This window comes from Streptomyces sp. NPDC003379, assembly GCF_053589195.1.
Window position 1 is genome coordinate 57,671 of the sequence record NZ_JBSFRK010000034.1, and the last position, 24,421, is coordinate 82,091.

Here is a 24,421-nt window from a genome sequence, read left to right on the forward strand (position 1 = left end):
ACTCGCGCCGCGCGGTGACGGCACGCCTGGCGGTAGACCCCACCACCTCGCGCCGCGCGGTGACGGCACGCCTGGCCCTAGACCCCACCACCACGCGCCGCGCGGTGACGGCACGCCTGGCCCTAGACCCCACCACCACGCGCCACGCGGTGACGGCACGCCTGGCCCTAGACCCCACCACCTCACACCGCACGGTGACGGCACGCCTGGCCCTAGGCCCCACCACCACGCGCCGCACGGTGACGGACGCCTGGCGGTAGGCCTCACGGCCCGTCCGGGCAGGAGGCCCGCGCGCCTGCCGGCCGCAGACGGTACGCCGCCCCCGCCCGGGGCCGGCCAGGTCCCCGACCCCGCCCGCCCCCTTTCCCCTTCCCCCACCGCACCACGCCATGGCACCCTGCCCGCCATGACCACGCTTCCCGACGGCCGTCGTATCCCGCCCCTGACCGCCGACGAGCCCACCATGTTGGCCAGTTGGCTGGATCTGCACCGTGCCACGCTCGTCGCCAAGTGCGCGGGGCTCGACGACGAGCAGACGCTGCGTACGCCCGTGGAGCCGTCCACGCTCTCGCTGTTCGGGCTCGTGCAGCATCTCGCCGAGGTCGAACGGAACTGGATACAGCGGGTGTTCGCCCGACGGGACGTACCCCTGATCTACGGGCCGCCGCCCGGCGGCTTCACGGTGGACCGGACGCGGACGTTCGCCGAAGTGCTCGCGGTGTGGGAGGGCGAGGTCGCCCTGAACCGGGAGATCTGCGCCGGGCGTTCGCTCGACGACACGGGGCGGCTCGGGGCCGAGGAGGCGGCCGTCATGGGAGGGGACGACGAGGTCAGCCTCCGCTGGATCCTGATCCACCTCATCGAGGAATACGCACGCCACAACGGCCATGCGGATCTCTTGCGGGAACGCATCGACGGCGTAACCGGGACGTGAAAAAACGGGACGGCCCGTCAATTCATCCGCGCATTCTCACGAATTCTTTATGAACACAGCTTGCCGTGTTCTTCTGCCCGCTTTTTCGAAGCTTAAACACTAAGATTTCAACAGTACGAAATACCGCAATCCGGTCACGCCACGAGCAAGTTACGGCCATGTGACGCACTCCACAGCGCATCCCATTTGCGTACAATAACCCGGTCAAATGCGGGCATAACGACAAGACCTCATGCGGGCACGCACCCCCGCGCGATAACACACAAGGCTCTCTGACGTAACCCCTCTCCCCGATGCAATTCAAGAAATTGCTGGGTAAATTCAATCCGCATGACCGCTGCACAAGCCGATCTACCGACCGACCTGCGAGCGAAATTCCTGGAAATGCCGGAGGGGCTGCGACTCGACAGTCCCGCTGTCGCCGACGGCGCCGCCATCTGGCGGATCGCCCGCGACTCCAAGGTGCTGGACCTCAACTCCTCGTACAGCTACCTGCTGTGGTGCCGCGACTTCGCGGCCACCTCGGTGGTGGCCCGGGGCGCCGACGGTGAGCCGGCCGGTTTCATCACCGGCTACATCCGGCCCGAGCGCCCGGACACCCTGCTGGTCTGGCAGGTGGCCGTCGACCACGGACAGCGCGGCCGGGGCCTCGCGGGCGCCCTGCTCGACGGGCTGACCGCGAAGGTCGCCGCCGGGCGCCCGCTGAGCACGATCGAGACGACCATCGCGCCGGGCAACACGGCGTCCGAGCGGCTCTTCCTCTCCTACGCGCGTCGACACGGCGCGTCGGTCGAGCGGAAAGTCCTCTTCGACGCGGGCCTGTTCCCCGATGACGGGCATGAGCCAGAGGTGCTCTACCGCATCGGCCCGATCAGCCACTGATCTTCGCGCCGAGCACCGAGTACCGAGTACCGAGCAGCGCGCACGTTGCACCTCGCATCTCGCACCTCGCGTCTCGCACCCGCTCCTCCTCGCCCTCCCCCCGCATGTCCCGTACCTCCCCCCCCACCTCCCACGTCTTTCCATCTCCCAGGAGATTCGCTGTGACCATCACCCAGCCCGACCTGAGCGTCTTCGAGACCCTGGAGTCGGAGGTGCGCAGCTACTGCCGCGGTTGGCCTACGGTCTTCGACCGCGCGCAGGGCAGCCGCATGTTCGACGAAGACGGCCATGAGTACCTCGACTTCTTCGCCGGAGCCGGTTCACTCAACTACGGCCACAACAACCCGGTCCTCAAACGCGCGCTCATCGACTACCTGGAGCGCGACGGCGTCGTGCACGGTCTCGACATGTCGACGACCGCGAAGCGCGCCTTCCTGGAGTCCTTCCAGAACATCATCCTGCGCCCGCGCGACCTGCCGTACAAGGTCATGTTCCCGGGCCCGACGGGCACCAACGCCGTGGAGTCGGCGCTGAAGCTGGCCCGCAAGGTCAAGGGCCGCGAGTCGATCGTGTCGTTCACGAACGCCTTCCACGGCATGTCGCTCGGCTCGCTCGCGGTGACCGGCAACGCCTTCAAGCGGGCGGGCGCCGGCATCCCGCTGGTGCACGGCACGCCGATGCCGTTCGACAACTACCTCGACGGCCGGACCCCCGACTTCATCTGGTTCGAGCGGCTGCTCGAAGACCAGGGCTCCGGCCTCAACCAGCCCGCCGCCGTGATCGTCGAGACGGTGCAGGGCGAGGGCGGCATCAACGTCGCCCGCGTCGAGTGGCTGCGCAAGCTCGCCGAGGTGTGCGAGCGCTGGGACATGCTCCTGATCGTCGACGACATCCAGATGGGCTGCGGCCGCACCGGCGCCTTCTTCTCCTTCGAGGAGGCGGGCATCACGCCGGACATCGTGACGGTGTCGAAGTCGATCAGCGGCTACGGCATGCCCATGTCGCTCTGCCTGTTCAAGCCCGAGCTGGACGTGTGGGAGCCGGGCGAGCACAACGGCACGTTCCGCGGCAACAACCCCGCGTTCGTCACGGCCGCCGCCGCCCTGGAGGCGTACTGGACCGACGGCCCGGCGATGGAGAAGCAGACCCGCGCCCGCGGCGAGCAGGTCGAGCAGGTGCTGACCGCGATCGTCGACGAGAACCGCGCGGAGATCAAGGAGTTCCGCGGCCGCGGCCTGGTGTGGGGCATCGAGTTCCTGGACAAGGACCGCGCGAGCGCCGTGGCCAAGCGGGCCTTCGAACTGGGCCTGCTCATCGAGACCTCCGGCCCCCAGGGCGAGGTCGTCAAGCTCCTTCCGGCGCTGACGATCACCCCCGACGAGCTGGACGAGGGGCTGCGCACGCTGGCCCGCGCGGTACGCGAGACCGCCTGAGCCGGCTGCTGACCGAGTCCCTCACACCGTAAGAGAAAAGGAACCAACTCACCGTGATCGTCCGTTCGTTCAAGGACATTGAAGGCACCGACCGGCATGTGAAGGCCGCGTCGGGTACCTGGGAGAGCAAGCGCATCGTCCTCGCCAAGGAGCGCGTGGGGTTCTCCCTGCACGAGACCATCCTGTACGCGGGGACGGAGACGTCGATGTGGTACGCCAACCACATCGAGGCCGTCGTCTGCACCAAGGGCGAGGCCGAGCTGACCGACGACACGACCGGCGAGAAGTACACGATCACTCCGGGCACCATGTACCTGCTCGACGGGCACGAGAAGCACACCATGCGCATCAAGGAGGACTTCCACTGCCTGTGTGTCTTCAACCCGCCCGTCACCGGTCGTGAGGACCACGACGAGAACGGCGTGTACCCGCTGCTCACGGAGGACGACGAGGGCTGAGAGCCGCGCGCCGGTCGGCTGAGGTCGGCTGACATCCCGCACAGGGCCGTACGAGAGGAGAGGCAGGCAACACCATGACCACCGCACCCGAACGCACCACTGACCTGTACCCGACCCGAGGCGCCGAAGAGGTGCTCATCGAACGCAAGGACCCGGTGGTGTGGTCCGAGCCGGGTGCCGAGGGGCCCATCGCGGCCGGGGATCTGGCGGGGTTCGAGCGGGACGGTTTCCTGGCCATCGACCAGCTGATCACCCCGGACGAAGTCAGCGTGTACCACGCCGAGCTGGAACGGCTCATGAACGACCCCGCGATGCGCGCGGACGAGCGTTCCATCGTCGAGCCGCGCTCGCAGGAGATCCGTTCCCTCTTCGAGGTGCACAGGATCAGTGAGCTGTTCGGCAAGCTCGCGGCCGACCCGCGGGTGGTGGGCCGGGCACGGCAGATCCTCGGATCCGACGTGTACGTCCACCAGTCCCGGATCAACGTGAAGCCGGGCTTCGGGGCCTCGGGGTTCTACTGGCACTCGGACTTCGAGACCTGGCACGCGGAGGACGGCCTGCCGAACATGCGCACCGTCTCGGTGTCGATCGCGCTGACGAAGAACCACGACACCAACGGCGGCCTCATGATCATGCCGGGGTCGCACAAGACGTTCCTCGGCTGCGCGGGCGCCACGCCGAAGGACAACTACAAGCGGTCGCTGCAGATGCAGGACGCGGGCATCCCGTCGGACGAGACGCTGACCCACCTCGCGGCCGACCACGGCATCCGTCTCTTCACCGGCGAGGCGGGCTCGGCCACCTGGTTCGACTGCAACGCCATGCACGGCTCCGGGGACAACATCACCCCGTACCCGCGGTCGAACGTCTTCATCGTCTTCAACAGCGTGGAGAACGCGGCGGTCGAGCCGTTCGCGGCGCCGGTGCGGCGGCCCGAGTTCATCGGAGCGCGGGACTTCACCCCGGTGAAGTGACCTGACGTACACGCCATCGGCCCGGCACCCCCCGTGGGTGCCGGGCCGACTGCCGTCGCCGCTGCTACAGCGCGGGGTAGTCCGTGTAGCCCTTCTCGGTCCCGCCGTAGAAGGTCGACTGGTCGGGCGTGTTGTACGGGCCTCCGGCCTTCAGGCGGGCCGGCAGGTCGGGGTTGGCGAGGAAGAGCGCGCCGAACGCGATGACGTCCGCGGTGCCGTCCTCGACGAGGGCGAGCGCGTCCCGGCCGGTGGGGCCCTCGGTCTGCGGGTTCAGCACGAACGTCCCGCCGAAGTCCTGGCGCAGCCGGGTGGTCAGCTCGCGGATCTCGCCGACCTCCATGACGTGCAGATACGCGAGGTCGAGCGCGGCCAGCTCCTTGACCAGGGCGGTGTACGTCGGCTCCGGGTCGGGCTCGGAGATGTCGTTGAAGGGGTTGCCGGGCGAGATGCGGATGGCGGTGCGGGCGGCGCCGATCTCGGCGGTGACGGCCTTGGCCACCTCGACGGCGAAGCGCAGCCGGTTCTCGACCGAGCCGCCCCACGCGTCGGTGCGCCGGTTGGTGCCGGGGGCGAGGAACTGGTGGATCAGATAGCCGTTGGCGCCGTGCAGTTCCACGCCGTCGAAGCCCGCCTCGATGGCGTTGCGCGCGGCGGCGGCGAAGTCGGCGATGGTGGCGCGGATCTCGGCGTCGGTCAGCTCGTGCGGCGTGATGAAGTCCTTGGGGCCCTCGGCGGTGTAGACCTGGCCCTGGGCCTGGACCGGCGAGGGGGCGACGTTGACCAGGCCGTCGGGGAGCAGGACGGGGTGGCCGATGCGGCCCGCGTGCATGATCTGGGCGAAGATCTTGCCGCCCGCCGCGTGTACGGCGTCGGTGACCTTGCGCCAGGAGGCGACCTGCTCCGCGCTGTGCAGGCCCGGCGTGTCCGGGTATCCCTGGCCGACCACAGAAGGCTGGATGCCCTCGGTGACGATCAGTCCGGCGGAGGCGCGCTGGACGTAGTACTCCACGGTCAGGTCCGTGACCACACCGCCCTGACCAGCGCGGCTTCGGGTCATGGGGGCCATGGCGATGCGGTTGGCGAGGGGGGTGCCGGACAGGTCGATCGGATCGAACGCGGTGGTCATCAGGGCTCCCGGGCAGGTTTTATGTGGTCGGCCAAGTATGCGGTCCGGATGCCACTGTAACCCATTCTTTGGCCGACCAAGGTAATCTTCTGGAAGACGTCCAGTGACCAGCAGGAGCACGTGATGAAGGCCGACACCGACCGGGCCGCCCCCGCCGACCCCGCCTGTCCCCCCGGGCTGCCCGCGGTGGCCCAGGCGGGGCCCGTCAGCCACGCGGTCAGCAGGGTGGCGCGGCTGCACCGCATCGCCGCGGGCAAGTTCCTGAAGGGGGTCGGCCTCTACCCCGGCCAGGAGTTCGTGATGATGCAGCTGTGGGACGCCGGTCCGGTGCGGCAGTCCGAGCTGATCAAGGCCGTCGACCTCGACCCCTCCACGGTCACCAAGATGCTCCAGCGCCTGGAGCAGGCCGGGCACGTGCGCCGCCGCCCCGACCCGGCCGACCGCCGGGCGGTCCTGGTCGAGGCCAGCGACGCGAGCTGCGGGCTCCTCGCTCAGGTGGAGGGCGCCTGGGGCGAGTTGGAGGGGCATACGCTCGCCGGCCTGGACGAGGACGAGCGTACGGAACTGCTGCGACTGCTCACCAAGGTGGAGACGAACCTCTGCACGGAGACGGCGGACTGCCCGGAGCGCAGGGCCGAGGCGGCGGCGCGGGACCGGGCGGCGCGGGGCTGAGCCCCCGCGGGGGCGTCGGCTCTCAGCCGGAGAGCACGTCGAGGAGCCGAGCCACGTCGGCCTCCGTGTTGTACAGGTGGAACGTGGCGCGCAGGTGGCCCGCCCGCGCCGACGCGACGATCCCCGCGCGGGCCAGCTCCGGCTCGCGGGCGGCGAGCCCGGGGACCGAGACGATCGGCGAGGTGCCCGGCACCGGGAAGTGCCCGAGCTCGGCGAGTCCCGCGCGGTAGCGGTCGGCGAGCGCCACGTCGTGGGCGTGGATCGCGTCGACGCCCACCTCCTCGACGAGGGAGAGCGCCGCGGCGGCCCCGTGGTAGGCGAGGAAGGCGGGCGGCTCGTCGAACCTCCGGGCGTCCGGGGCCACCTCGCCTATCGGGCCGTACGTCGACTTCCATCCGTCGGCCGCCGCGAGCCAGCCGCCGTGCAGCGGCACCAGGGACTCCTGCGCCGCCTCGCCCACCGTCAGGAAGGACGTGCCGCGCGGGCAGAGCAGCCACTTGAAGGCGCCGGTCACGGAGTAGTCGTACGCCCCCGCGTCGAACGGCAGCCAGCCCGCCGACTGTGTGGCGTCGGCGAGGGTGCGCGCGCCGTGGGCGGCCGCGGCCTCGCGGATCGCCGCGCAGTCCGCCTCGCGGCCGTCGGCCGACTGGACGGTGGAGAACGCGACCAGCGCGGTCCCGGGCCCCACCGCCTCCGCGAGCCCTTCCAGCGGCGCGTACCGGGGTTTCAGGTCGCCGCGCAGCACGAAGGGGTTGATCAGGGAGGAGAAGTCCCCTTCGGGGAGGAGCACTTCGGCGCCCGCCGGGACGGACGCCGCGATCAGGCCGACGTGTACGGCCACCGAACCGCCGGTCGCCACGCGTGAGGAGTCCACGCCCACCAGCCGCGCGAAGGACCGGCGGGCCGCGTCGACCTGCCCGAAGTCGCCCGAACTGGCGCGCTCGCCCGAGGCGACCTCCGCCGCCAGGGCCTGTACGGCCGCGACGGCGCGGCGCGGCAGCAGACCGTAGCTCGCGGTGTTGAGGTAGGTCGTCGTCGGAGCGAACTCGCCCGCGAGGTCGCCCGCGTGGCCGGTGATGTCGTCGGTCCCCATGAGTGTCATGAAGATCAACCTACGTGGGCGCTCAGCCCTGCGGAACCGCACATCCGCCCGGCCCGCACGCCTCGCCCCCGTCGGCGTCCGCGAGGGTGGTCAGCGGCGAGCGGTTGCCCCACGCCTGCTCCAGGGCCTGCGCGAAGACCTCGGCGGGCTGGGCGCCGGAGATCCCGTACGTCCGGTCGAGGACGAAGAACGGCACGCCGTTCGCGCCCAGTTCGGCGGCCTCGCGCTCGTCGGCGCGGACGTCGTCGGCGTACTTCTCGGGGTCGGCGAGGACGGCACGCACCTCGTCCGCGTCCAGGCCCGCGTCGGCGGCGAGCTCCACGACGCGCTCGTCGTCCTCGAAGACGGACCGCTCCTCGGCGAAGTTGGCGCGGTAGAGCAGACCGATCAGCTCGTCCTGCCGGCCCCGCGCCTTGGCGAGGTGCAGGACGCGGTGCATGTCGAAGGTGTTGCCGTGGTCGCGGCCCTCGGTGCGGTAGTCCAGGCCCTCAGCGGCGGCGTTCTCACCGAGCCGCCGCTCGCCCTCGCGCGCCTGGTCCTCGCTCATGCCGTACTTGCGCATGAGCATCGGGATCACCGGGCCGGAGTCGCCCTTGGCGCGGGTCGGGTCCAGCTCGAAGGAGCGGTGCACGACCTCGACGCCGTCGCGGTGCGGGAAGGCGGCGAGGGCCTTCTCGAAGCGGGCCTTGCCCACGTAGCACCAAGGGCAGGCGATGTCGCTCCATATCTCGACGCGCATGTGTGTGGCTCTCTTCAGGTCGTACGTCAGGTCGGGCTGCGGAGGGAGCCTCCGCTCCGGGCGTCAACGTACGGGCAAAGCGGCTCATTCCCCCGCCGAGAACTTTCCCGTGTTCGACCTGATCCAGGAGCGCAGGTGGGCGAGCGGCTCCAGGGCGCCGCGGCCGAGTTCGGTCAGTTCGTACTCGACGCGGGGCGGGACCTCGGCGTGGACGGTGCGCAGGACGAGGCCGTTCTCCTCCAGTCGGCGCAGGGTCTGGGTGAGCGACTTGGGGCTGACGCCCTCCAGCTTGCGGCGCAGTTCGCCGAAGCGGCGCGGGCCGTCCTCCAGGGCGGTGATGGCGAGGCCCGTCCATTTGTGGACGAGCAGTTCGAAGACGGCGCGGCCGGGGCAGAGCCGGCCGTAGATGTCGTGGCGGGGCTGTCCGGAGGCGGTGTCATGGCGGGGCTGACCAGTCATGGTTCCCAAAATATAGTTGGGTCCCTTGCGGGTGACCGGGCGGTCCGGCCTACGGTGCCGATCATGACTTCCACCGCTGTTTCCCCGCCCCCGCCCGTCCGCGTCGGCCTCGTCGGCCTCTCCGCCCGCGGCGGCTGGGCGCCCCGCTCCCACCTGCCCGCGCTGACGCGCCTCAAGGGGTACGAGCTGCGCGCCCTGTCCGCGTCGAGCGAGGCCTCCGCGCGGGCCGCGGGCGAGAAATATGGGGTGCCGCTGGCCTTCGGCTCGACCGGGGAACTCGTCCGCAGCGACCAGGTCGACCTCGTCGTGGTGAGCGTGCGCGTGCCGCTGCACCGCGCGGTGGTCCTCGCCGCGCTCGACGCGGGCAAGGCGGTGCTCTGCGAGTGGCCGCTCGGCAACGGCCTCGCCGAGGCCGAGGAGCTGGCGGCGGCCGCGGACCGGGCGGGGGTACGGACGTTCGTGGGCCTGCAGGCCCGCTCGGCGCCCGCGGTGCGGCACGTACGGGATCTGATCGCCGACGGCTATGTGGGCGAGGTCCTGTCGACCAGCCTGGTCGCCTCGGGGCGCGGGTGGGGGCCCACGTTCGAGCCGGGCGGCGCGTATCTGCTGGACGAGGAGAACGGCGCCACGATGCTGACGATCCCCTTCGGGCACACCGTCGACGCGCTGACCATGGCGCTGGGGGAGTTCACGGAGGTCTCCGCGACCCTGGCGACGCGGCGCCCCGTCGTGCGCGAGTCGGGCACAGGGCGCGCCGCGCCGATGACGGCCGCCGACCAGGTCGCCGTCTCGGGACGCCTGGAGTCGGGCGCCGTCGCCACGGCGCACTTCCGCTCAGGTCTCTCCCGGGGCACGAACTTCCACTGGGAGATCAACGGCACGGACGGGGACCTCGTCGTCACGGGCGACTCCGGCCACCTCCAGCAGGCCGCGGTGACCGTGCGCGGCGGGCGCGGTACGGACGCGGGCCTCACCGAACTCCCCGTACCCGCCCGCTACTTCGACGTCCCGGAACTCGACGAGCTGCGGGGGCTGCCCTCGTACGAGGTGGCGTACAACGTAGGAGCGCTGTACGCCCAGATCCACGCCGACCTCACCGAGGGCACCGCCCACACCCCGGACTTCGCCCACGCGGCGCGGCGCCAGCGGCTTCTGGACGCCGTCGGGCGCGCGGCGGTCACGGGGCATCGCGTGGCGGTGTGAGCCGCTGGCCGGGCCTGGTCGTCGGGGACCGCCGAGGCGGCCGTCAGTACGACCCGCCCGTCCTCGGCGGCGACGACGTGTGGGAGATGGCCTGGGCGCTGGACGGCCGGGCCACCTGCCACCGCCCCTGAATGCGCGGCGGGTCAGTGCTCCAGGCGCCCGTCCACCCGTCGCGGCAGCCCCAGCGGGTTGGCGTCGCGCAGTTCCGGCGGGAGCAGGGCCTCGGGGGTGCTCTGGTAGGCCACCGGGCGCAGCCAGCGTTCGATGGCCGTGCCGCCGACGGAGGTCGACGTGGACGTGGTCGCCGGGTAGGGGCCGCCGTGGTGCTGGGCGGGGGCGACGGCGACGCCGGTGGGCCAGCCGTCGACGAGTACGCGCCCGGCGAGCGGGGTGACCTCGGCGACCAGCTCGGCGCCGCGGTCGCTGACGCCCGCCGCCTCGTCGGAGGAGAGCTGCACGGTCGCGGTGAGGTTGCCGGGCAGGCGCGAGAGGACGGCGGTGATCTCCGCGTCGTCGGCGTAGCGCGCGACGACGGTGACCGGGCCGAAGCACTCCTCCAGGAGCACGTCGTACGCCCCTTCGCTCGTCAGCCGCGCGGCCGGGACCGTGAGGAAGCCGGCGCTGACGGTGTGCTCGCCGCCGGCGCCGGGCGTCACCGGGGCCTCCACCTCCGGGAGTTCGGCGCGCTCGCGCACCCCGGCGACGAAGTTCTCCCGCATCCGGTGGTCCAGGAGCACCCCGGCCTCGGTGTCGCCGACCGCCTCGGTCAGGGACTTCACGAGCCGGTCGCCGCCCGCGCCCTCGGGGGCGAGGACCAGGCCCGGCTTGACGCAGAACTGTCCGACGCCGAGCGTCATCGAGCCCGCGAGGCCGGCGCCGATCTGCTCGCCGCGCTCGGCGGCGGCGGCCTCGGTGACGACGACGGGGTTGAGGGAGCCCAGCTCGCCGTGGAAGGGGATCGGCACGGGCCGCGCGGCGGCCGCGTCGAAGAGGGCGCGCCCGCCGCGGATGGAGCCGGTGAACCCGGCGCCGGCGACCAGCGGGTGCTTGACCAGCTCGACGCCCGCCTCGAAGCCGTGCACCAGGCCGAGGACGCCCTCCGGGATGCCGTGCCGCGCCGCGGCCCCGCGCAGCACGGAGGCGACCAGCTCGGAGGTGCCCGGGTGGTCGGGGTGGGCCTTGACGACGACGGGGCAGCCCGCGGCGAGCGCGCTCGCGGTGTCGCCGCCGGGCACGGAGAAGGCGAAGGGGAAGTTGGACGCGGAGTAGACCGCGACGACGCCGAGCGGGATCTTGTAGCGGCGCAGGTCCGGGATGGGCGGGGTCGCGGAGGCGTCGGGGTGGTCGATGACGACGCCGAGGAAGGCGCCCTCGTCGACTATGTCCGCGAAGGCCCGCAGCTGGTAGCAGGTGCGGGCGAGTTCGCCGGTGAGGCGGACGGGGCCGAGCGCGGTCTCCGCGTCCGCGGCCTCCACGAGGTGGTCCTTCGCCTCCGAGAGCAGCTCGGCCGCGGTGCGCAGAAAGGCGGCGCGGACCGCGCGGTCGGCGAGGGCGGGTGCCGCGTCACGGGCCGCGAGGACGGCGCGGCCGACCTCCTCGGCTGTGGCTTCCACCGCAACCTGCTCGCGCTGCTTCCCGGTTCGGGGGTCGACACTCCAGACTGGTGCTGCTGCCACCGCGGATTCCCTTTCCAGAGGTAATGCCGGAAGTACTGCCAGAAGTACTGCCAGAGGTATGCCACTCACCAGGGCGTTCGATATACTGAACGCTGTCTCGGTTGATGAATGGGCGGGGACTCGGAGACTATTTCTCGGCGATCTAAGGGGTCAAGGGCGATGTCGGCTGGCGAGACCGGAGGCGGTGCGCAGGTCAAGTCCGCCGTGCGGACTGTGGAGCTGCTCGAATACTTCGCGAGCCGTCCCGGCATGCACTCCCTGGCCGCCGTCCAGGAGGCGGTCGGGTACCCCAAGTCGAGCCTCTACATGCTGCTGCGCACCCTGGTCGAGCTCGGCTGGGTCGAGACGGACGCGACCGGCACGCGGTACGGCATCGGCGTACGCGCCCTGCTGGTGGGCACCTCGTACATCGATGGCGACGAGGTGGTGGCCGCCGCGCGCCCGACCCTGGACCGGCTCTCCGACGACACCACGGAGACCATCCACCTGGCGCGGCTCGACGGCACGAACGTCGTCTACCTCGCGACCCGCCAGTCGCAGCACTACCTGCGGCCCTTCACCCGCGTGGGGCGCCGGCTGCCCGCGCACTCCACCTCGCTCGGCAAGGCGCTGCTCGCCACCCACACCGACGAGCAGGTACGCAAGATGCTCCCGGAGGCGCTGCCCGCGCTCACCGAGCACACCATCACCGACCGCGAGAAGCTCATCGAGGAGCTGCGCACGGTGCGCGAGCAGGGCTTCGCGGTGGACCGCGAGGAGAACACGCTCGGGCTGCGCTGCTTCGGCGTCGCCATCCCCTACCGCACGCCGGCGCGGGACGCCATCAGCTGCTCGGTGCCGGTGGCGCGGCTGACGCCCGCGCACGAACAGATGGTCAAGGACGCCCTGTTCGACGCGCGTGACCGGCTGACCCTGGCGACGCGCAGGCTCTGACGCCTCGTAGGCTCTGCCGCATGGATGTCAGCCTGCGCGAAGTCCACGACAGCGATCTGCCCGTCTTCTTCCGGCAGTTGAACGACCCCGAGTCCAGTCGCATGGCCGCCTTCACCCCCGAGGACCCGGCCGACTGGAACCGCTTCGACGCGCACTGGGCGAAGATACGCGCGTCGTCCGGGGTCGACGTACGCACGGTGCTCGCCGACGGAGACGTGGTCGGCAACGCCGCGGTGTACGGGGAGCCGGGTGAGCGCGAGGTCACGTACTGGATCGACCGCGCCTACTGGGGCCGCGGCCTGGCCACCGCCGCCCTGCGCGAACTGCTCACCCTGGTCCCGGAACGCCCGCTCTACGCCCGAGCGGCGGCGGACAACGTCGGCTCGCTCCGGGTCCTGGAGAAGTGCGGCTTCCGCCAGTCCACGCGGGAGCGGGGGTACGCGGCGGCGCGGGGGGCGGAGATCGACGAGGTGGTGCTTGTGCTGGATGGGGGCTGAGGGCTGGACATCGACCAGGCCGCTCTCGTCCTGAGCGGCGGCTGAACTCCGCCGTGCGGCGGAGGCGGATCGTCGTGGCGCAGGAGGTGCGGGGAGCGCCCGGGCGGGACCGTTGAGGCATGACACAGACACCGGCGTCCTCGCCGCCGACTTCCTCCTCGCCGGGCTCCTCCCCGCCGGCCGCGCCCCCATCGGCGTCCTCGCCATCGCCCGCGCCCCCGCCAGGCTCCTCCCCATCGCCCGCCTCCCCGCCGGGATCGTCCGCGCCGCCCGGCTCCCGTTCGGTCGCCCCCCGGCCGGTCATCTCCCCGCCAGCCGCCTCGCCCCCAGCCCCCGCGCCATTCACCCTCACCCGCCACCGCCGCGCACTGCGCTTCATCCTCACCGTTGCCTGTGTTCCCTACCTCGCGCTCAAGGTCGCCTGGATCTGCGGGAGTCACCTCGGGATACCCGAGGGCAGTTCCCTGCTCGAGCACCGCACGGTGATGATTTTCGCCAACGGTCTGACCGTTCTGATGGACGCGACCGTCATCGTGCTCGCGCTGCTCCTGACGCGGCCGTGGGGTCTGCGGGTGCCCGCCTGGGTGCTGGTGTTGCCGATGTGGGGCGCCACCGGGCTGCTCGTGCCGATCATGGCCGGGTTTCCGCTGCAGCTGCTGGTCAGGGCGTTCGGCGGGAGCGTGCGGGGTACCTCGGAGGGGGGCGGTGACGAGCCGTTCCTCGATGACTGGGTCTTCGGTGTCGTCTACAGCGGCTTCATTCTCCAGGGCATCGCCCTCGGCTCCCTCTTCGTGCTGTACGCGCGGGACCGCTGGGGCCACCTGTGGCGCGGCCGCATACGGGACCTGCCGCGCGGCCGCCGCTCCCAGCGGGCCGGCGCCGTCGCCGTCGCGCTGCTCGCGCTCGTCCCCCTCACCCTCCATCTGCTGTGGGCCACCGGCTCCACCACCGGACTCAGCGCGGCGCAGGCCAGGGAACGCACCACCGACTTCTACTTCCTGGAGTGCCTGGACGCGGTCTACCTCGTCGCTGCCGTGGCGGGCGCCCTGCTGCTCTGCCTCCGGCGGGCACCCGCGCTGCCGCTCAAGGTGCCGCTCGCCCTCACCTGGATCGGCTCCGGCGCGGTCGGCTGCTGGGGCGGCTGGCTGCTGCTCGCCTCGCTCGCCGGCCCCGTCGACGACCTCTCCCGACAGCCCACCGGCCTGATGCCGCTGGCCTACTCTGTGCAGATGATCATCGGCATACTCGTGGCCGCCCTCGGCGTGCGCTTCCTCAAGGAGCGGTCGGGATCCACGGCGTGAAGGCCCTCTCCGCAGCACTACCCGCAGCCCTACCCGCGGCCCTGTTCGGGCGTTCGGCGCGCCGCCGGTGGATCCATCTGATCCTCGGCGGCGCGCTCGCCATGCCGTACGTCTTCGTCGGCTCCGTGATCGTCGGACCGCTCGTCGGCGACGACCAGATCTTCGGATCGCTGACCTCTCAACTCGCCGCCTTCGCCGCAGGTCTGCCGCTGGCCGCGATCACCGCGCTGTTCCCGCTGACCCGGCCGATGTCGGTGGCCGCCGTCCGCGCGCTGTGCGCGGTCCCGGACGACTCCCTCGCCGAGGGACCCGCGCGCGGCCGGGCGGCGCGCGGGCGGACCGCCGCGTGGTTCACGCTGCACCTCGGCTTCGGCGGAGTCATCAGCGGCATGTCGCTCGCGCTGCCGCCGTTCGCGTGCGTGCTGATCACACTGCCGTTCTTCGTCGTGATCCGGGACAGCCGCATCGGCCTGCCCGAAGTCTTCGGCGAGCCCTGGATGGTGGCGCTCTCCCCGGTCATCGGCTGCGCCTCACTGGTGGCGCTCGCGGCGTGCGCGGCCACGGCCGGCGGGCTCCTCGCGCGCTGGGCGCCCGAGCTGCTCGGGCCGACGCCCGCCGACCGGCTCGCGGCCGCCGAGCAGCGCGCCGCCGACCTCGCGGTGCGCAACCGCCTCGCACGCGAGCTGCACGACTCGGTGGGCCACGCGCTGAGCGCCGTCACGCTCCAGGCGAGCGCGGCCCGCCGGGTCCTCGACCACGACCCGGAGTTCGTCCGCGAGGCGCTCGCCGCCATCGAGGACACCACGCGCCGCACGGTCGGCGAACTCGACGCCGTGCTCGGCGTGTTGCGGGAGGCCGACGACGCCCGCTCCACGGCGCCCGCGCCGACGCTCGCCGCCGACCTGGACGGCCTGCTGCGCCGCACCCGGGCGGGCGGCCTGCGGGTGGGCGTCACCGTCGACATGGAGCCCGACGCCCTGCCCCCGCTGGTCTCCCGCGAGGCGTACCGCATCGTGCAGGAGGCGCTGAGCAACGCCCTGCGGCACGGCGGCGGCGACACCTCCATGACCCTGCGCGTCGCCCTGGACGGCCCCGACCTGACCGTCACGGCCGAGAACCCCCTGCCGCCCCACTCCCCCGCTCCCCGCCCCGGCGGCGGCCACGGCCTGCGCGGCATCGCGGACCGGGCCCGGCTGCTCGGCGGCACCGCCTCGGCGGGCCCGGCAGACGGCAACTGGCGACTGGACGTACGACTTCCACTGAAGGGACACGCATGACGACCACGCCCGCCCCCACCGACGGCCCCGACGGCCCCGGCGTCCCCGACCGCACCGACCGCACCGACGGCCCCGGCGACGCGGCCATCCGGATCGTCCTCGCCGACGACGAGCGCATGGTGCGTACCGCCCTGCGCGCCATCCTCTCCGCCGAGCCGGGCATCGAGGTCGTCGGCGAGGCGGCGACCGGCGCCGAGGCGGTGTCCGTCGTACGCGAGCTGCAGCCGGACGTCGTCCTGATGGACGTACGCATGCCGGAGATCGACGGCATCCGCGCCACCGAGCAGATCCTCCGGACGATGGGACGGCCGCCGCGCATCGTGGTGGTGACGACCTTCGAGAACGACTCGTACGTGTACGAGGCACTGCGCGCGGGCGCCGCCGGGTTCCTGCTCAAGCGGGCGGACGCGGACTCGCTCGTCCAGGCCGTGCGCATCGTCGCGCACAGCGACTCCCTGCTCTTCCCGGCGGCGGTGCGCGCCCTGGCCGCCGAACACGGGCGCGCCAAACCCGCGCCGCCCGCCTGGGTGGCGCGGCTCACCGGCCGGGAGAGCGAGGTGCTGCGGCTGATGGCGGCGGGGCTTACCAACGCGGAGATCGCCGGGCGGATGGGGGTGGGCGCGGCGACGGTGAAGACGCACGTGGCGTCCGTGCTCGCCAAGACGGGCGCGCGGGACCGCACGCAGGCGGTGATCGCGGCGTACGAGGCGGGCTTCATGAATTAATGAAGACCGCTCCATGAGGACTTTCTGAGAAAACGGCCGCAAGCGGGCCAGAAGGGAACGAACCCCTCCCCTCCGCTCGTCCTTCCATGGGATGAACAAGACGATCAGGCGCGCCTCGGTCTTCGCACTGCTGCTCGTGCTCGCCCTCCTGATGCGGGCGACGTGGGTGCAGTTCTACGACTCGAAGGCGCTCGCGGACGACAAGCACAACCGGCGCAACGCGATCGAGCAGTACGCGAACCCGCTGGGCGACATCATCGTGGGCGGTGAGGCCATCACCGGCTCCGAGCGGACGAAGGGCGGCGACCTCGCGTACAAGCGCACGTACAAGGACGGTGACCTGTACGCGCCCGTCACGGGCTACAGCTCCCAGGTGTACGGCGCCACGCAGCTGGAAGGCATCTACCAGGACCTCCTGGACGGCACCGACAACCGTCTGAAGAACCCGCTCGACACCGTCACCAACAAGCGCGCCGACCCCGGCGACGTCGTGACGACCATCGACCCGGCGGTCCAGAAGGCCGGGTACAAGGCGCTCGGTGACACCAAGGGCGCGGCGGTCGCCGTCGACCCGAAGACCGGCGAGATCCTCGGCATGGTCTCGACGCCGTCGTACGACCCGTCGAAGATCAGCGGCTCCACGGACTCCGAGGCGTGGAAGGAGCTGCTGTCCGACAAGGACAAGCCGATGGTGAACCGCGCGATGCGCCAGCCCCTGCCGCCCGGTTCGACGTTCAAGCTGGTCGTCGCGGCGGCGGCCCTGGAGGACGGCCTCTACGGCTCGGTGGACACCGGAACGGACAGCCCGAACCCGTACACGCTGCCCGGCACGGCGACGGTCCTGAGGAACGAGAACCAGTCGGCGCCCTGCGAGAACGCCGACATCCGCACGGCGCTCCAGTACTCCTGCAACAACGTCTTCGCGAAGATGGCCGTCGACCTGGGCCAGGACAAGGTCAAGGCGATGGCGGAGAAGATGGGCTTCAACGCGGACAAGCTGGACGTGCCGGTGCGCGCGGCCAAGAGCGTGTACCCCTCCGACATGGACAAGGCGCAGACGGGCCTGTCGGGCATCGGCCAGTTCGACGTGACGGCGACGCCGCTGCAGATGTCGATGGTGTCGGCGGCGATCGCCAACGGCGGCGAGCTGGCCGAACCGCACATGGTCTCGCAGATCACGGACTCGGACGGCAACGCCCTGGAGAAGTACGGCGACGGCGACTCCCAGCGCGTGATGAGCGGTTCCACCGCCGAGGGCCTGCGGTCCGCGATGCAGACGGTCGTCGAGAAGGGCACCGGCTCGAACGCGCAGATCGACGGCGCGACGGTGGGCGGCAAGACGGGCACGGCGCAGCACGGCGAGAACAACAGCAAGACTCCGTACGCGTGGTTCACGTCGTACGCCAAGGGCGGCGACGGCCAGGAGGTGGCGGTCGCGGTGATGATCGAGTCGTCCAGCGCGGCCCGCGACGAGGTCAGCGGCAACGGCCTGGCGGCCCCCATCGCGAAGGCGATGATGGAGGCGGCGCTCAAGCGCTGACCTCCCTCGGGGCCGTGCGCCGCTCGCCATGTCTGAGAGCGGCCTCGTCCAGGAGCGACCTCGCCTAGGAGCGACCTCGTCCAGCGCGGCCTCGTCCAGGAGCGGCCTCGCCTAGGAGCGGCCTCGTCCAGGAGCGGCCTCGTCTAGGAGCGGCCTCGCCATCGCTGCGTGGTCCACAGCGCCGCCGCGACCGCTGCCGCGCCGGCCGGCAGGCCCATCGCGAAGCCCAGGCCGGAGCCCGCGTCGCCGTCCTCGACGGCCACCGCGACGGCCGCCACCACGACGGCCACCGCCAACGCCGCGAGCAGTACGTAGAACTTCCGGCTGAAGAAGCTGGACCGCTCCGGCACGGGCGGCGGCGAGGCGATCTCCGCCGCCGGGCCCAGGCTGGCCGCCCTGGGGCGCTTGAACCAGGCGTAGACCACCCAGGTCCCGCACGCCTCCCAGCCGTCGGGGGCGAGGCGTTCGTCCAGCCCCTCGCGGCCGCGGGTGATCAGCTCCCTGCGGTACTCCCACCGCTGGGGCCGCGCCACGTCCCGGTGGCTGACGAAGCGGCCTAGGGCGTCGACGCGCTCGACCTCCCAGCCCTCGTCGCCGAAGCGGTTCAGCAGCTCCTCGTCGACGTAGGTGTCGGCGGTCCAGCGCCAGGTCTCGACGCGGCCCTCCGGGGACCCTTCGGGGGCGGCCGCCCCCGAGGTGGCCGTCTCAGGCGCCAGTTGCCGGGCGAACTCCTCGGCGGGGCCGAACTCCGCCTCCGCGTCCTCGGCGCCGGACTCCTCCAGGTGCGCGGCCAGGTCAGTGACGGTCGCCTCGACGCGGTCGGCGGGCAGGCCGTGCGCCCGCAGCCGCTCGGCGAGGTCGATGAGATAGCCGTCCCGCTCGTACTCGTGCCGGGCGTTCATCGTGCCTCCACCCCCGCCTTCGCGAGAACCTCACGTACGGACTTGTCGAAGGCGAGCCAGAGACCGCCCTGCTCGCCGAGGGTCTCGCGCCCGGCGTCGGTGAGCCGGTAGTAGCGTCGGCCGGGGCCCTTCTCGGTGGCGCGGAACTCCGCGGCGACCAGGCCCGCCTCCTCCAGGCGGTTCAGTACGGGGTAGAGCGTGCCGCCCTTGATCTGGCCGAAGCCGGCGGCGCCGAGGAGCTTGGCGATCTCGTAGCCGTAGCTCTCCCCGTCGGTGAGGCTCGCGAGCACGAGGAGGTCGAGTACGCCCTTGAACCAGCTGGCGCGGCGGTCTGGGCGGTCTGTCACTGGGGCTGCCTTTCGAGGGCTCGCGGAGGGGCTCGCGGATGGGCTTACGGAGGACTTACGGAGTCACGCGGCGGGCGCGGCGCGCAGCTTGTCCGGCGCGGGAAGCGTCAGATCGCGTACGGAGAGGGCGGCGTGCACGGCGATGGGGAGCAGCAGGCTGCCCGTGGCGAGGTAGAGGCCGGTGAGCACCGCCCCGAAGAGGGCGAAGACGAGGACGCCCTTGCGGCCCTGGTAGAGACCGGCGACCGCGTGGACGAGCACGGAGAGGGCCGCCGCGGCGTAGAGGGGCAGGCCGAGCGCGCCGACGCCGAAGGCGATGAGCAGGCCCCGGTAGACGAGTTCGCCGCAGACGCCGTCCGTGACGGCGACGGCGATCGCGAGCCTGCGCTCCTCGGCGGTGCGGGGCAGCATCGCCTCGATGGCGGCGAGGCCCGGCACGTTCTTGTCGTGCTTGGCGAGGTCGTGGAAGTTCCGTGCGGAGGCCGCGGCGATCGCCGTGATGAGCAGGATTCCGGCGACCGCGTATATGGGCCTCTCGGGCGCCGCGAGACCGAAGTCGGCGGCGTCGACGCCGGGCGAGAGGAGCAGGGCGGCGACCGCGACCGCGGCGAAGGCCCACCAGAGGGCGAACACGACGCCGAAGTAGCGGACGAGGGCGCGGGGTTCGGTGTCCCTGCGCCGGGCCAGCGAGGCGTACATCCGGCGGCCGAGCCAGGGCTCGCCGAGGAGTAGATAGGCGGCGAGCACGGCCGTGACGGTCGTCGCGGCGGCCGAGAAGTCCGGCGAGATGGTCATGGGATCCCCCTTCCCGAAAGGGCCGCACGGCACGAGCGCGTGGATGTGGAATGGCGCGTGCCGCGCGGACCCTTGAGCGTCTGAGCTACCTAGACCGTATGGCGACCTAGTCAGTAATGCAACCTATCTCGGGTCACTGACTGCCGACCGCCGACTGCCGCTGCTCATGCTGACTGCCGAGTGAGGCTCAGCCCACGAAGTACGTCGGGTTCGGCAGCTTGTACGTCTTGTCGGCGTAGCCGCCCGCGAGGTCCGACGCCTGGTCGCCGAAGCTGCCGACTATGTCGTAGCCGGTCGACTCGATGTACTTGCGCGTGCCCTCCTTGAACTGGACCGTGTCGCACTTCCAGGCGGCGGGCGTGGCGCAGTGGCTGAGGTACGCCGGGGGGTTCGGCTTGTTCTTGGTGAAGACATGCGCGCGGTCGAGCTTCGTGGCGTAGCCCGCCTTGGCGAGGTTGGTCACGGCGCCCTCGCGCTGCGACTCGGCGAGGCCGGTGAGGAAGAAGACCTCGACGCCCTTGCTCTTGGCGTACTTCACCAGCTCGGGCATGCCGAAGACGGCGGGGCGCTTGGCCGCCTTGACATAGGCGTCCCAACTGTCGTTGTCGTACGTGAAGTTGGTGGACTTCTCGTAGTCGAAGCTGAGCAGCGCGGTGTCGTCGACGTCGAGGACGATCGCGGGCTTCTTGCCGTGCCGCGTCTTGTGCGCGGCCTTCCTCATGTCCTTCTTCGCCTTGGCCTGGATGCGGGCCAGGTCCTTGGCGTACGGGCTGTCGGGCGAGGACTTCCACACGCCGTCGGCGTCCTTGGTCGCGCCGTAGTAGGCGTCGATCTCGCCGACGAGGAGGCCGATGTTGTGGGGCTCCTTGGTGGGGCGCGGTCCGGCCTGGTCGGCGCTCGCGACACCGGTGGCGTAGAGGGCGGCACCGGCGACGGTACAAGCCGTGGCCAGGCCGGCCACGCGTAGGGACTTCCGCATACGTTGCGTCTCCGCATCAGGGTTCGGGCAGGTCAAGGTCTGTCTACGCGCATTGACCCGGGTCTGGGGAGACCGTGGGCGGACCCTTTACCTGATCCATACCCTGATCCATACCTGACGTACGGCCCCTCAGCGGTCGGCGCGCCACCCCGGATCGCGGCCGCTCAGACCGATCACCCGGTCCAGCAGGGGCGCCCCCTCCGGCACCGGGACCGGCGTCCCGAACAGGCTGCCCGGTTCCTCGTCGTCCCCTTCCCCCGTGGGGGTGAGGAGCGCCCGCGCGCCCTCCAGGCTCACCTCGTCGGGCGCGTACTCCTGGCCTGTGGCGCGTGCCAGGTCCCAGCCGTGGACGACCAGTTCGTCGAGGGCGACGAGGCCCGCGACCTCGCCGGGCAGGTCTACGCCGCCCGCCCGGGTCATGCCCTGCCAGGCGGCCGGGTCGCGCCAGGCCTCGGCGAGAGCGTCCAGGGCCTTGGGCAGCTCGCCGCGCCAGCCAGGGCCCACGTCCGGCACGACGCCCGCGGGGTTCTGGTCCAGCGTCGGCCCGAACTCCTTGCGCGCGGCCTGCTCGAAGGCCCGGGCGAGGCCGATCACATGGCCCAGCAGATGCCGCACGGCGTACTCGGGGCAGGGCGTGGGTGCCGCGAGCTGTTCGTCCGTGACCTGCTCCGCGAGGCGCGCCACCAGGCGGGCCTGCGGGCCGAGGTCGAGGGTGTCGCCGGTCACGGTGTCGTCGGTCATGAGGGCCTCCGCTAAGGACTTAAGGCAGCTTTCTCGGTACGTCTCCTCTGTTGACCGGCCCCGCTCCCCGAACTCATCGGTCCGCGGTAGGGAAAGCGCCCGATTCCGCCCCGGGGGCCTTAGAAACCAGCATCACCTGGCATGACATCGACGATCGGGCGCGTCCTGCGGGACCGCGACGCGGGCCTCTGTCTCGGCGCGGTGGTGGTCTCCGGCTTCGGGACCTCCGCGCTGTGGCTGGCCTCCGGCATCTGGGCGAAGGAGCTGACCGGTTCCGACGGGCTCGCCGCGCTCTGCCAGTTCGCCCTGTGGGCGCCCACCCTCATCGGCCCGCTGCTCGGCACGCTCGCCGACCGCACGCGCCGCAGACCGCTCCTGGTGGCCGCCAACCTCGCGCTCGGCGCGCTGCTCCTGTCCCTGTTCGCCGTGGACGGCGCCGGACGGCTCTGGATCCTCTTCGCCGTGCTCCTGGTGTACGGGGCGGGCGGCGTCGTCACGGACGCGGCGGAGGCCGCCCTGGTCCCGACGGCCGTCGGCAAGGAGCTGCTCGGCGACTTCAACGGCCTGCGGATGTCGGCGAACGAGGGCATGAAGCTGGTGGCGCCCCTCGCGGGTGCGGGCCTGTTCGCCGCGTACGGCGGCGCCCGGGTGGCGCTCCTGGACGCCGTCACGTTCGTACTCGCCGCGGGCATGTACGCGCTGATGCGGGTGCGCGAGGCCGCCCCGGTGCGCGAGCGCGCGTCCCTGTGGGACCGCACCGCCGAGGGGGCCCGCTACCTGTGGGGGCACGAGCGGCTGCGGCCCCTCGTGGTGGCGGGCGGCCTGACGATGCTGACGTCGGGGATCAGCGGCGCGACGGTGTACGCGATCGTGGAGGGGCTCGGCCGCTCACCCGCGTACACGGGTGTGCTGTACGTCGTGCAGGGCGCCGGTCCGTCGCGGTGGGCGTGGCGTCGGGGGCGCTGATGCGGCGGCTCGGGGCGTGGCGGTTCGGCGGCGCGGGCACCGTGCTGACCGGCGTGGCGGCGGTGCTGAGCGCGCTGCCGAGCGACGCGGCGGTCCTCGCGGGGAGCTTCGCGAACGGCGTCGGGCTGCCCTGCGTACTCATCGCCGGGCTGACGGCGGTGCAGCGGGAGGCCCCGGACGCGCTGCTCGGCCGGGTGGCGGCGACCGCCAACACGCTGATGTTCGCGCCGACCGCGGTCGGCGTCGCGGCGGGCGCGGCCCTCGTGGAGTGCGTCGACCTCCGCCTTCTGCTGGCGGTCCTCGCGGGGGCGCGGCTGCTGATCGCCGCGCCCCTGCTGAGGCCCCGGGGGCGGGTTACTTCACGCCGGCCCAGCGCTTGATGGTGGCGACGGCCTCCGTCTGCTCGGCCTCGGGCAGCTTGGCGATGGACGCGCCGTGGTTGGCGCCCGGCACCTCGTAGCGGTAGGAGTCGCGGTGGCTCGGTGTGAACCGCTCCGCGCTCCACGGGTCGTTCTGGCCGTAGATGAACATCATCCGCTGGCCGCGGCTCTTCACCCAGCGGTCGACGTCGGCGACGGTCCTGTTGTCGTAGGTGCCGCGCATGGCGGCGGGCAGCACCGAGTTGGGCTGGTAGATGTCCGGGTAGTGGCGGACGCCCTTGAGGTGCTTGAACTTCAGGTCGGCCCAGCCCAGTTCGGTGGCGGCCTGGCGGTAGTAGGGGCCGGAGCCGTTGACGCCGAGGTCCTCGTCGCGGTAGACGCTCAGGCCGTGCTCCTTCGACCAGTCGTAGAGCTGGTCGTCGCCTGCCTTCCTGGCATCGGGGACGGTCGGGCAGTCGGCGGCGGTGCCGGACTGCCAGAAGTTCCACACCTGGTCCAGGACCGCGAACTCGTAGGCGCGGTCGGTGGTGCCGAGGGTCTCCTCGAAGGTGTCGCCGTTGGCCTTCGCGTCCGCCTCGAACTTGGGGAGCAGCGTGTCGCGGCGTACGAGCATCTCGCGCTGTACGGCGTTCAGCGCGTCGCGGCACTCCTTGGTCCCGACCGTCTTGAAGAAGCGCTCGTAGCCGGAGTCGTCACGGTTGTTGGCGTCGTTGGGCGTGACGAAGGCGACGACCGCGTCGAGGTCCTCGGGGTAGAAACGCTCGTGGTAGGTCGCCGTCATGCCGCCCTTGCTGGCGCCGGTGCCCAGCCACTTGCCCTTCTCGATGGTGCGCAGGGCCCGGGTGAGGCGGTGCTCGTCGGCGGCCTCCTGGCGGACGGTCAGCTTGGACCAGTCGTCGCCCGCCGCCCCCAAGGGCCGGGACTGGCCGAAGTAGCGGTGCTCGACGCTGATCTGGTTGGCGTCGATCAGCCTGGTGAGGGAGGCCGTGCCGCCGGGGAGGGTGTAGCCGCCGGTGTAGAGCACGGTCGGCTTGTCCGTGGCCTTGTGCCAGAGCGTGGCGCGCTGCGTGAAGGTGGCGCCGTGGGGCCTGCGGTGGTCGACGGGCTGGACGTACGTCAGCGAGTAGAGGGGGTGGCCCTCCTTGTCGGCGACGGAGACGACCTTCATGCCGGGTATCTTCTCCAGCCGTTCGCGCACGGTGTCGGCCGCCTCGCTCTGCCGGGCCGCCGCCGTGGCCAGCGCGGCGGCGGGTGCCTCCGTGGCCTGCGCGGCGGCGGGTGCCGCGCCGCCGAGCACCGCGGCACCCGCCATCAGTCCGGCACAGGCCAGCGCGGATATCCCCTTGTTGCGCACCTTGTCTCCTCTGTCCCCTGGTACTG

At 71.8% G+C, this 24,421-nt stretch carries 26 protein-coding genes and 1 pseudogene; 16 read left to right on the forward strand and 11 right to left on the reverse strand.

What is annotated here, in order from left to right:
- Positions 1-14 precede the first annotated feature (14 nt).
- The 6 genes from ACWDVB_RS28615 (at position 15) to thpD (ending at position 4,681) form a co-directional block, all read left to right on the forward strand.
- Positions 15-260: a hypothetical protein gene (locus tag ACWDVB_RS28615; RefSeq protein WP_451517494.1), complete on the forward strand. Its 246-nt coding sequence runs from the start codon at positions 15-17 to the stop codon at positions 258-260.
- A gap of 146 nt (positions 261-406) precedes the next feature.
- Positions 407-934 (forward strand): DinB family protein, encoded by a 528-nt coding sequence (locus ACWDVB_RS28620; RefSeq protein WP_451517495.1) that lies wholly within the window; start codon positions 407-409, stop codon positions 932-934.
- A gap of 330 nt (positions 935-1,264) precedes the next feature.
- Positions 1,265-1,816 (forward strand): diaminobutyrate acetyltransferase, encoded by a 552-nt coding sequence (gene ectA, locus ACWDVB_RS28625; RefSeq protein ID WP_451517496.1) that lies wholly within the window; start codon positions 1,265-1,267, stop codon positions 1,814-1,816.
- 161 nt (positions 1,817-1,977) lie between these two features.
- Positions 1,978-3,249, forward strand: coding sequence for a diaminobutyrate--2-oxoglutarate transaminase (ectB, locus tag ACWDVB_RS28630; protein ID WP_451517497.1), 1,272 nt, complete (start codon positions 1,978-1,980; stop codon positions 3,247-3,249).
- A 53-nt stretch (positions 3,250-3,302) separates the two neighbouring features.
- Positions 3,303-3,707 (forward strand): ectoine synthase, encoded by a 405-nt coding sequence (locus tag ACWDVB_RS28635; RefSeq protein ID WP_451517498.1) that lies wholly within the window; start codon positions 3,303-3,305, stop codon positions 3,705-3,707.
- 74 nt (positions 3,708-3,781) lie between these two features.
- Positions 3,782-4,681, forward strand: coding sequence for an ectoine hydroxylase (gene thpD / locus ACWDVB_RS28640; RefSeq protein WP_451517499.1), 900 nt, complete (start codon positions 3,782-3,784; stop codon positions 4,679-4,681).
- A gap of 64 nt (positions 4,682-4,745) precedes the next feature.
- Here thpD and ACWDVB_RS28645 read toward each other — a convergent pair whose 3' ends face one another.
- Entirely contained in the window at positions 4,746-5,807 is a 1,062-nt protein-coding gene (locus ACWDVB_RS28645) for an alkene reductase (protein ID WP_451517500.1), read from the reverse strand.
- Between the two features lie 123 nt (positions 5,808-5,930).
- Between ACWDVB_RS28645 and ACWDVB_RS28650 the strand changes: the two genes are divergently transcribed.
- Positions 5,931-6,479 carry a MarR family winged helix-turn-helix transcriptional regulator gene (locus tag ACWDVB_RS28650; protein ID WP_451517501.1) on the forward strand — a complete coding sequence of 183 codons (549 nt, stop codon included), beginning with the start codon at positions 5,931-5,933 and terminating at the stop codon, positions 6,477-6,479.
- A 22-nt stretch (positions 6,480-6,501) separates the two neighbouring features.
- Here ACWDVB_RS28650 and ACWDVB_RS28655 read toward each other — a convergent pair whose 3' ends face one another.
- The 3 genes from ACWDVB_RS28655 to ACWDVB_RS28665 form a co-directional block, all read right to left on the reverse strand.
- Positions 6,502-7,581, reverse strand: coding sequence for an aminotransferase class V-fold PLP-dependent enzyme (locus ACWDVB_RS28655; protein WP_451517502.1), 1,080 nt, complete (start codon positions 7,579-7,581; stop codon positions 6,502-6,504).
- A gap of 22 nt (positions 7,582-7,603) precedes the next feature.
- The gene (locus ACWDVB_RS28660) at positions 7,604-8,320 is read right to left on the reverse strand and encodes a DsbA family oxidoreductase (protein ID WP_451517503.1); all 717 of its coding nucleotides are present in this window, start codon (positions 8,318-8,320) and stop codon (positions 7,604-7,606) included.
- Positions 8,321-8,404: 84 nt separating this feature from the next.
- Positions 8,405-8,779 (reverse strand): winged helix-turn-helix transcriptional regulator, encoded by a 375-nt coding sequence (locus tag ACWDVB_RS28665; protein ID WP_451517504.1) that lies wholly within the window; start codon positions 8,777-8,779, stop codon positions 8,405-8,407.
- A gap of 63 nt (positions 8,780-8,842) precedes the next feature.
- Between ACWDVB_RS28665 and ACWDVB_RS28670 the strand changes: the two genes are divergently transcribed.
- Both ACWDVB_RS28670 and ACWDVB_RS28675 read left to right on the forward strand, forming a co-directional pair.
- The gene (locus tag ACWDVB_RS28670; RefSeq protein WP_451517505.1) at positions 8,843-9,982 is read left to right on the forward strand and encodes a Gfo/Idh/MocA family protein; all 1,140 of its coding nucleotides are present in this window, start codon (positions 8,843-8,845) and stop codon (positions 9,980-9,982) included.
- A complete protein-coding gene (locus ACWDVB_RS28675) occupies positions 9,979-10,113 on the forward strand; it encodes a hypothetical protein (RefSeq protein ID WP_451517506.1) in 135 nt (44 codons plus the stop codon). Before ACWDVB_RS28670 ends, ACWDVB_RS28675 begins: the two co-directional genes overlap by 4 nt.
- Positions 10,114-10,125: 12 nt before the next feature.
- On the opposite strand, the gene ACWDVB_RS28680 is transcribed toward ACWDVB_RS28675, so the two are convergent.
- On the reverse strand, positions 10,126-11,658 hold the full coding sequence (locus ACWDVB_RS28680; RefSeq protein WP_451517507.1) for an aldehyde dehydrogenase (NADP(+)): 1,533 nt from the start codon (positions 11,656-11,658) through the stop codon (positions 10,126-10,128).
- 159 nt (positions 11,659-11,817) lie between these two features.
- Between ACWDVB_RS28680 and ACWDVB_RS28685 the strand changes: the two genes are divergently transcribed.
- From ACWDVB_RS28685 to ACWDVB_RS28710, 6 genes are all read left to right on the forward strand, one after another.
- Positions 11,818-12,591 carry an IclR family transcriptional regulator gene (locus tag ACWDVB_RS28685; protein WP_451517508.1) on the forward strand — a complete coding sequence of 258 codons (774 nt, stop codon included), beginning with the start codon at positions 11,818-11,820 and terminating at the stop codon, positions 12,589-12,591.
- Positions 12,592-12,611: 20 nt separating this feature from the next.
- On the forward strand, positions 12,612-13,088 hold the full coding sequence (locus ACWDVB_RS28690; RefSeq protein ID WP_451517509.1) for a GNAT family N-acetyltransferase: 477 nt from the start codon (positions 12,612-12,614) through the stop codon (positions 13,086-13,088).
- 119 nt (positions 13,089-13,207) lie between these two features.
- On the forward strand, positions 13,208-14,389 hold the full coding sequence (locus ACWDVB_RS28695; protein ID WP_451517510.1) for a hypothetical protein: 1,182 nt from the start codon (positions 13,208-13,210) through the stop codon (positions 14,387-14,389).
- Complete coding sequence (locus tag ACWDVB_RS28700) at positions 14,386-15,666, forward strand: sensor histidine kinase (protein WP_451517511.1); 1,281 nt, start codon at positions 14,386-14,388, stop codon at positions 15,664-15,666. The genes ACWDVB_RS28695 and ACWDVB_RS28700 overlap by 4 nt, the downstream gene beginning before the upstream one ends.
- A complete protein-coding gene (locus ACWDVB_RS28705) occupies positions 15,663-16,391 on the forward strand; it encodes a response regulator transcription factor (RefSeq protein WP_451517512.1) in 729 nt (242 codons plus the stop codon). Before ACWDVB_RS28700 ends, ACWDVB_RS28705 begins: the two co-directional genes overlap by 4 nt.
- A 91-nt stretch (positions 16,392-16,482) precedes the next feature.
- Positions 16,483-17,931 (forward strand): peptidoglycan D,D-transpeptidase FtsI family protein, encoded by a 1,449-nt coding sequence (locus ACWDVB_RS28710; protein ID WP_451517513.1) that lies wholly within the window; start codon positions 16,483-16,485, stop codon positions 17,929-17,931.
- Between the two features lie 143 nt (positions 17,932-18,074).
- Here ACWDVB_RS28710 and ACWDVB_RS28715 read toward each other — a convergent pair whose 3' ends face one another.
- From ACWDVB_RS28715 to ACWDVB_RS28735, 5 genes are all read right to left on the reverse strand, one after another.
- The gene (locus ACWDVB_RS28715; RefSeq protein WP_451517514.1) at positions 18,075-18,833 is read right to left on the reverse strand and encodes a hypothetical protein; all 759 of its coding nucleotides are present in this window, start codon (positions 18,831-18,833) and stop codon (positions 18,075-18,077) included.
- Positions 18,830-19,180 carry a PadR family transcriptional regulator gene (locus ACWDVB_RS28720; RefSeq protein ID WP_451517515.1) on the reverse strand — a complete coding sequence of 117 codons (351 nt, stop codon included), beginning with the start codon at positions 19,178-19,180 and terminating at the stop codon, positions 18,830-18,832. The genes ACWDVB_RS28715 and ACWDVB_RS28720 overlap by 4 nt, the downstream gene beginning before the upstream one ends.
- Positions 19,181-19,243: 63 nt before the next feature.
- Positions 19,244-19,975 carry a CPBP family intramembrane glutamic endopeptidase gene (locus tag ACWDVB_RS28725; RefSeq protein WP_451517516.1) on the reverse strand — a complete coding sequence of 244 codons (732 nt, stop codon included), beginning with the start codon at positions 19,973-19,975 and terminating at the stop codon, positions 19,244-19,246.
- A 187-nt stretch (positions 19,976-20,162) separates the two neighbouring features.
- Positions 20,163-20,954, reverse strand: coding sequence for an HAD family acid phosphatase (locus tag ACWDVB_RS28730; RefSeq protein WP_451517517.1), 792 nt, complete (start codon positions 20,952-20,954; stop codon positions 20,163-20,165).
- A 129-nt stretch (positions 20,955-21,083) separates the two neighbouring features.
- Complete coding sequence (locus ACWDVB_RS28735; protein ID WP_451517518.1) at positions 21,084-21,695, reverse strand: TIGR03086 family metal-binding protein; 612 nt, start codon at positions 21,693-21,695, stop codon at positions 21,084-21,086.
- Between the two features lie 141 nt (positions 21,696-21,836).
- Between ACWDVB_RS28735 and ACWDVB_RS28740 the strand changes: the two are divergent.
- Positions 21,837-23,041, forward strand: a pseudogene (locus ACWDVB_RS28740) (MFS transporter).
- On the opposite strand, the gene ACWDVB_RS28745 reads toward ACWDVB_RS28740, so the two are convergent.
- The gene (locus ACWDVB_RS28745) at positions 23,016-24,395 is read right to left on the reverse strand and encodes a S28 family serine protease (protein WP_451517519.1); all 1,380 of its coding nucleotides are present in this window, start codon (positions 24,393-24,395) and stop codon (positions 23,016-23,018) included. The pseudogene ACWDVB_RS28740 and the gene ACWDVB_RS28745 overlap by 26 nt on opposite strands.
- Positions 24,396-24,421 lie beyond the last annotated feature (26 nt).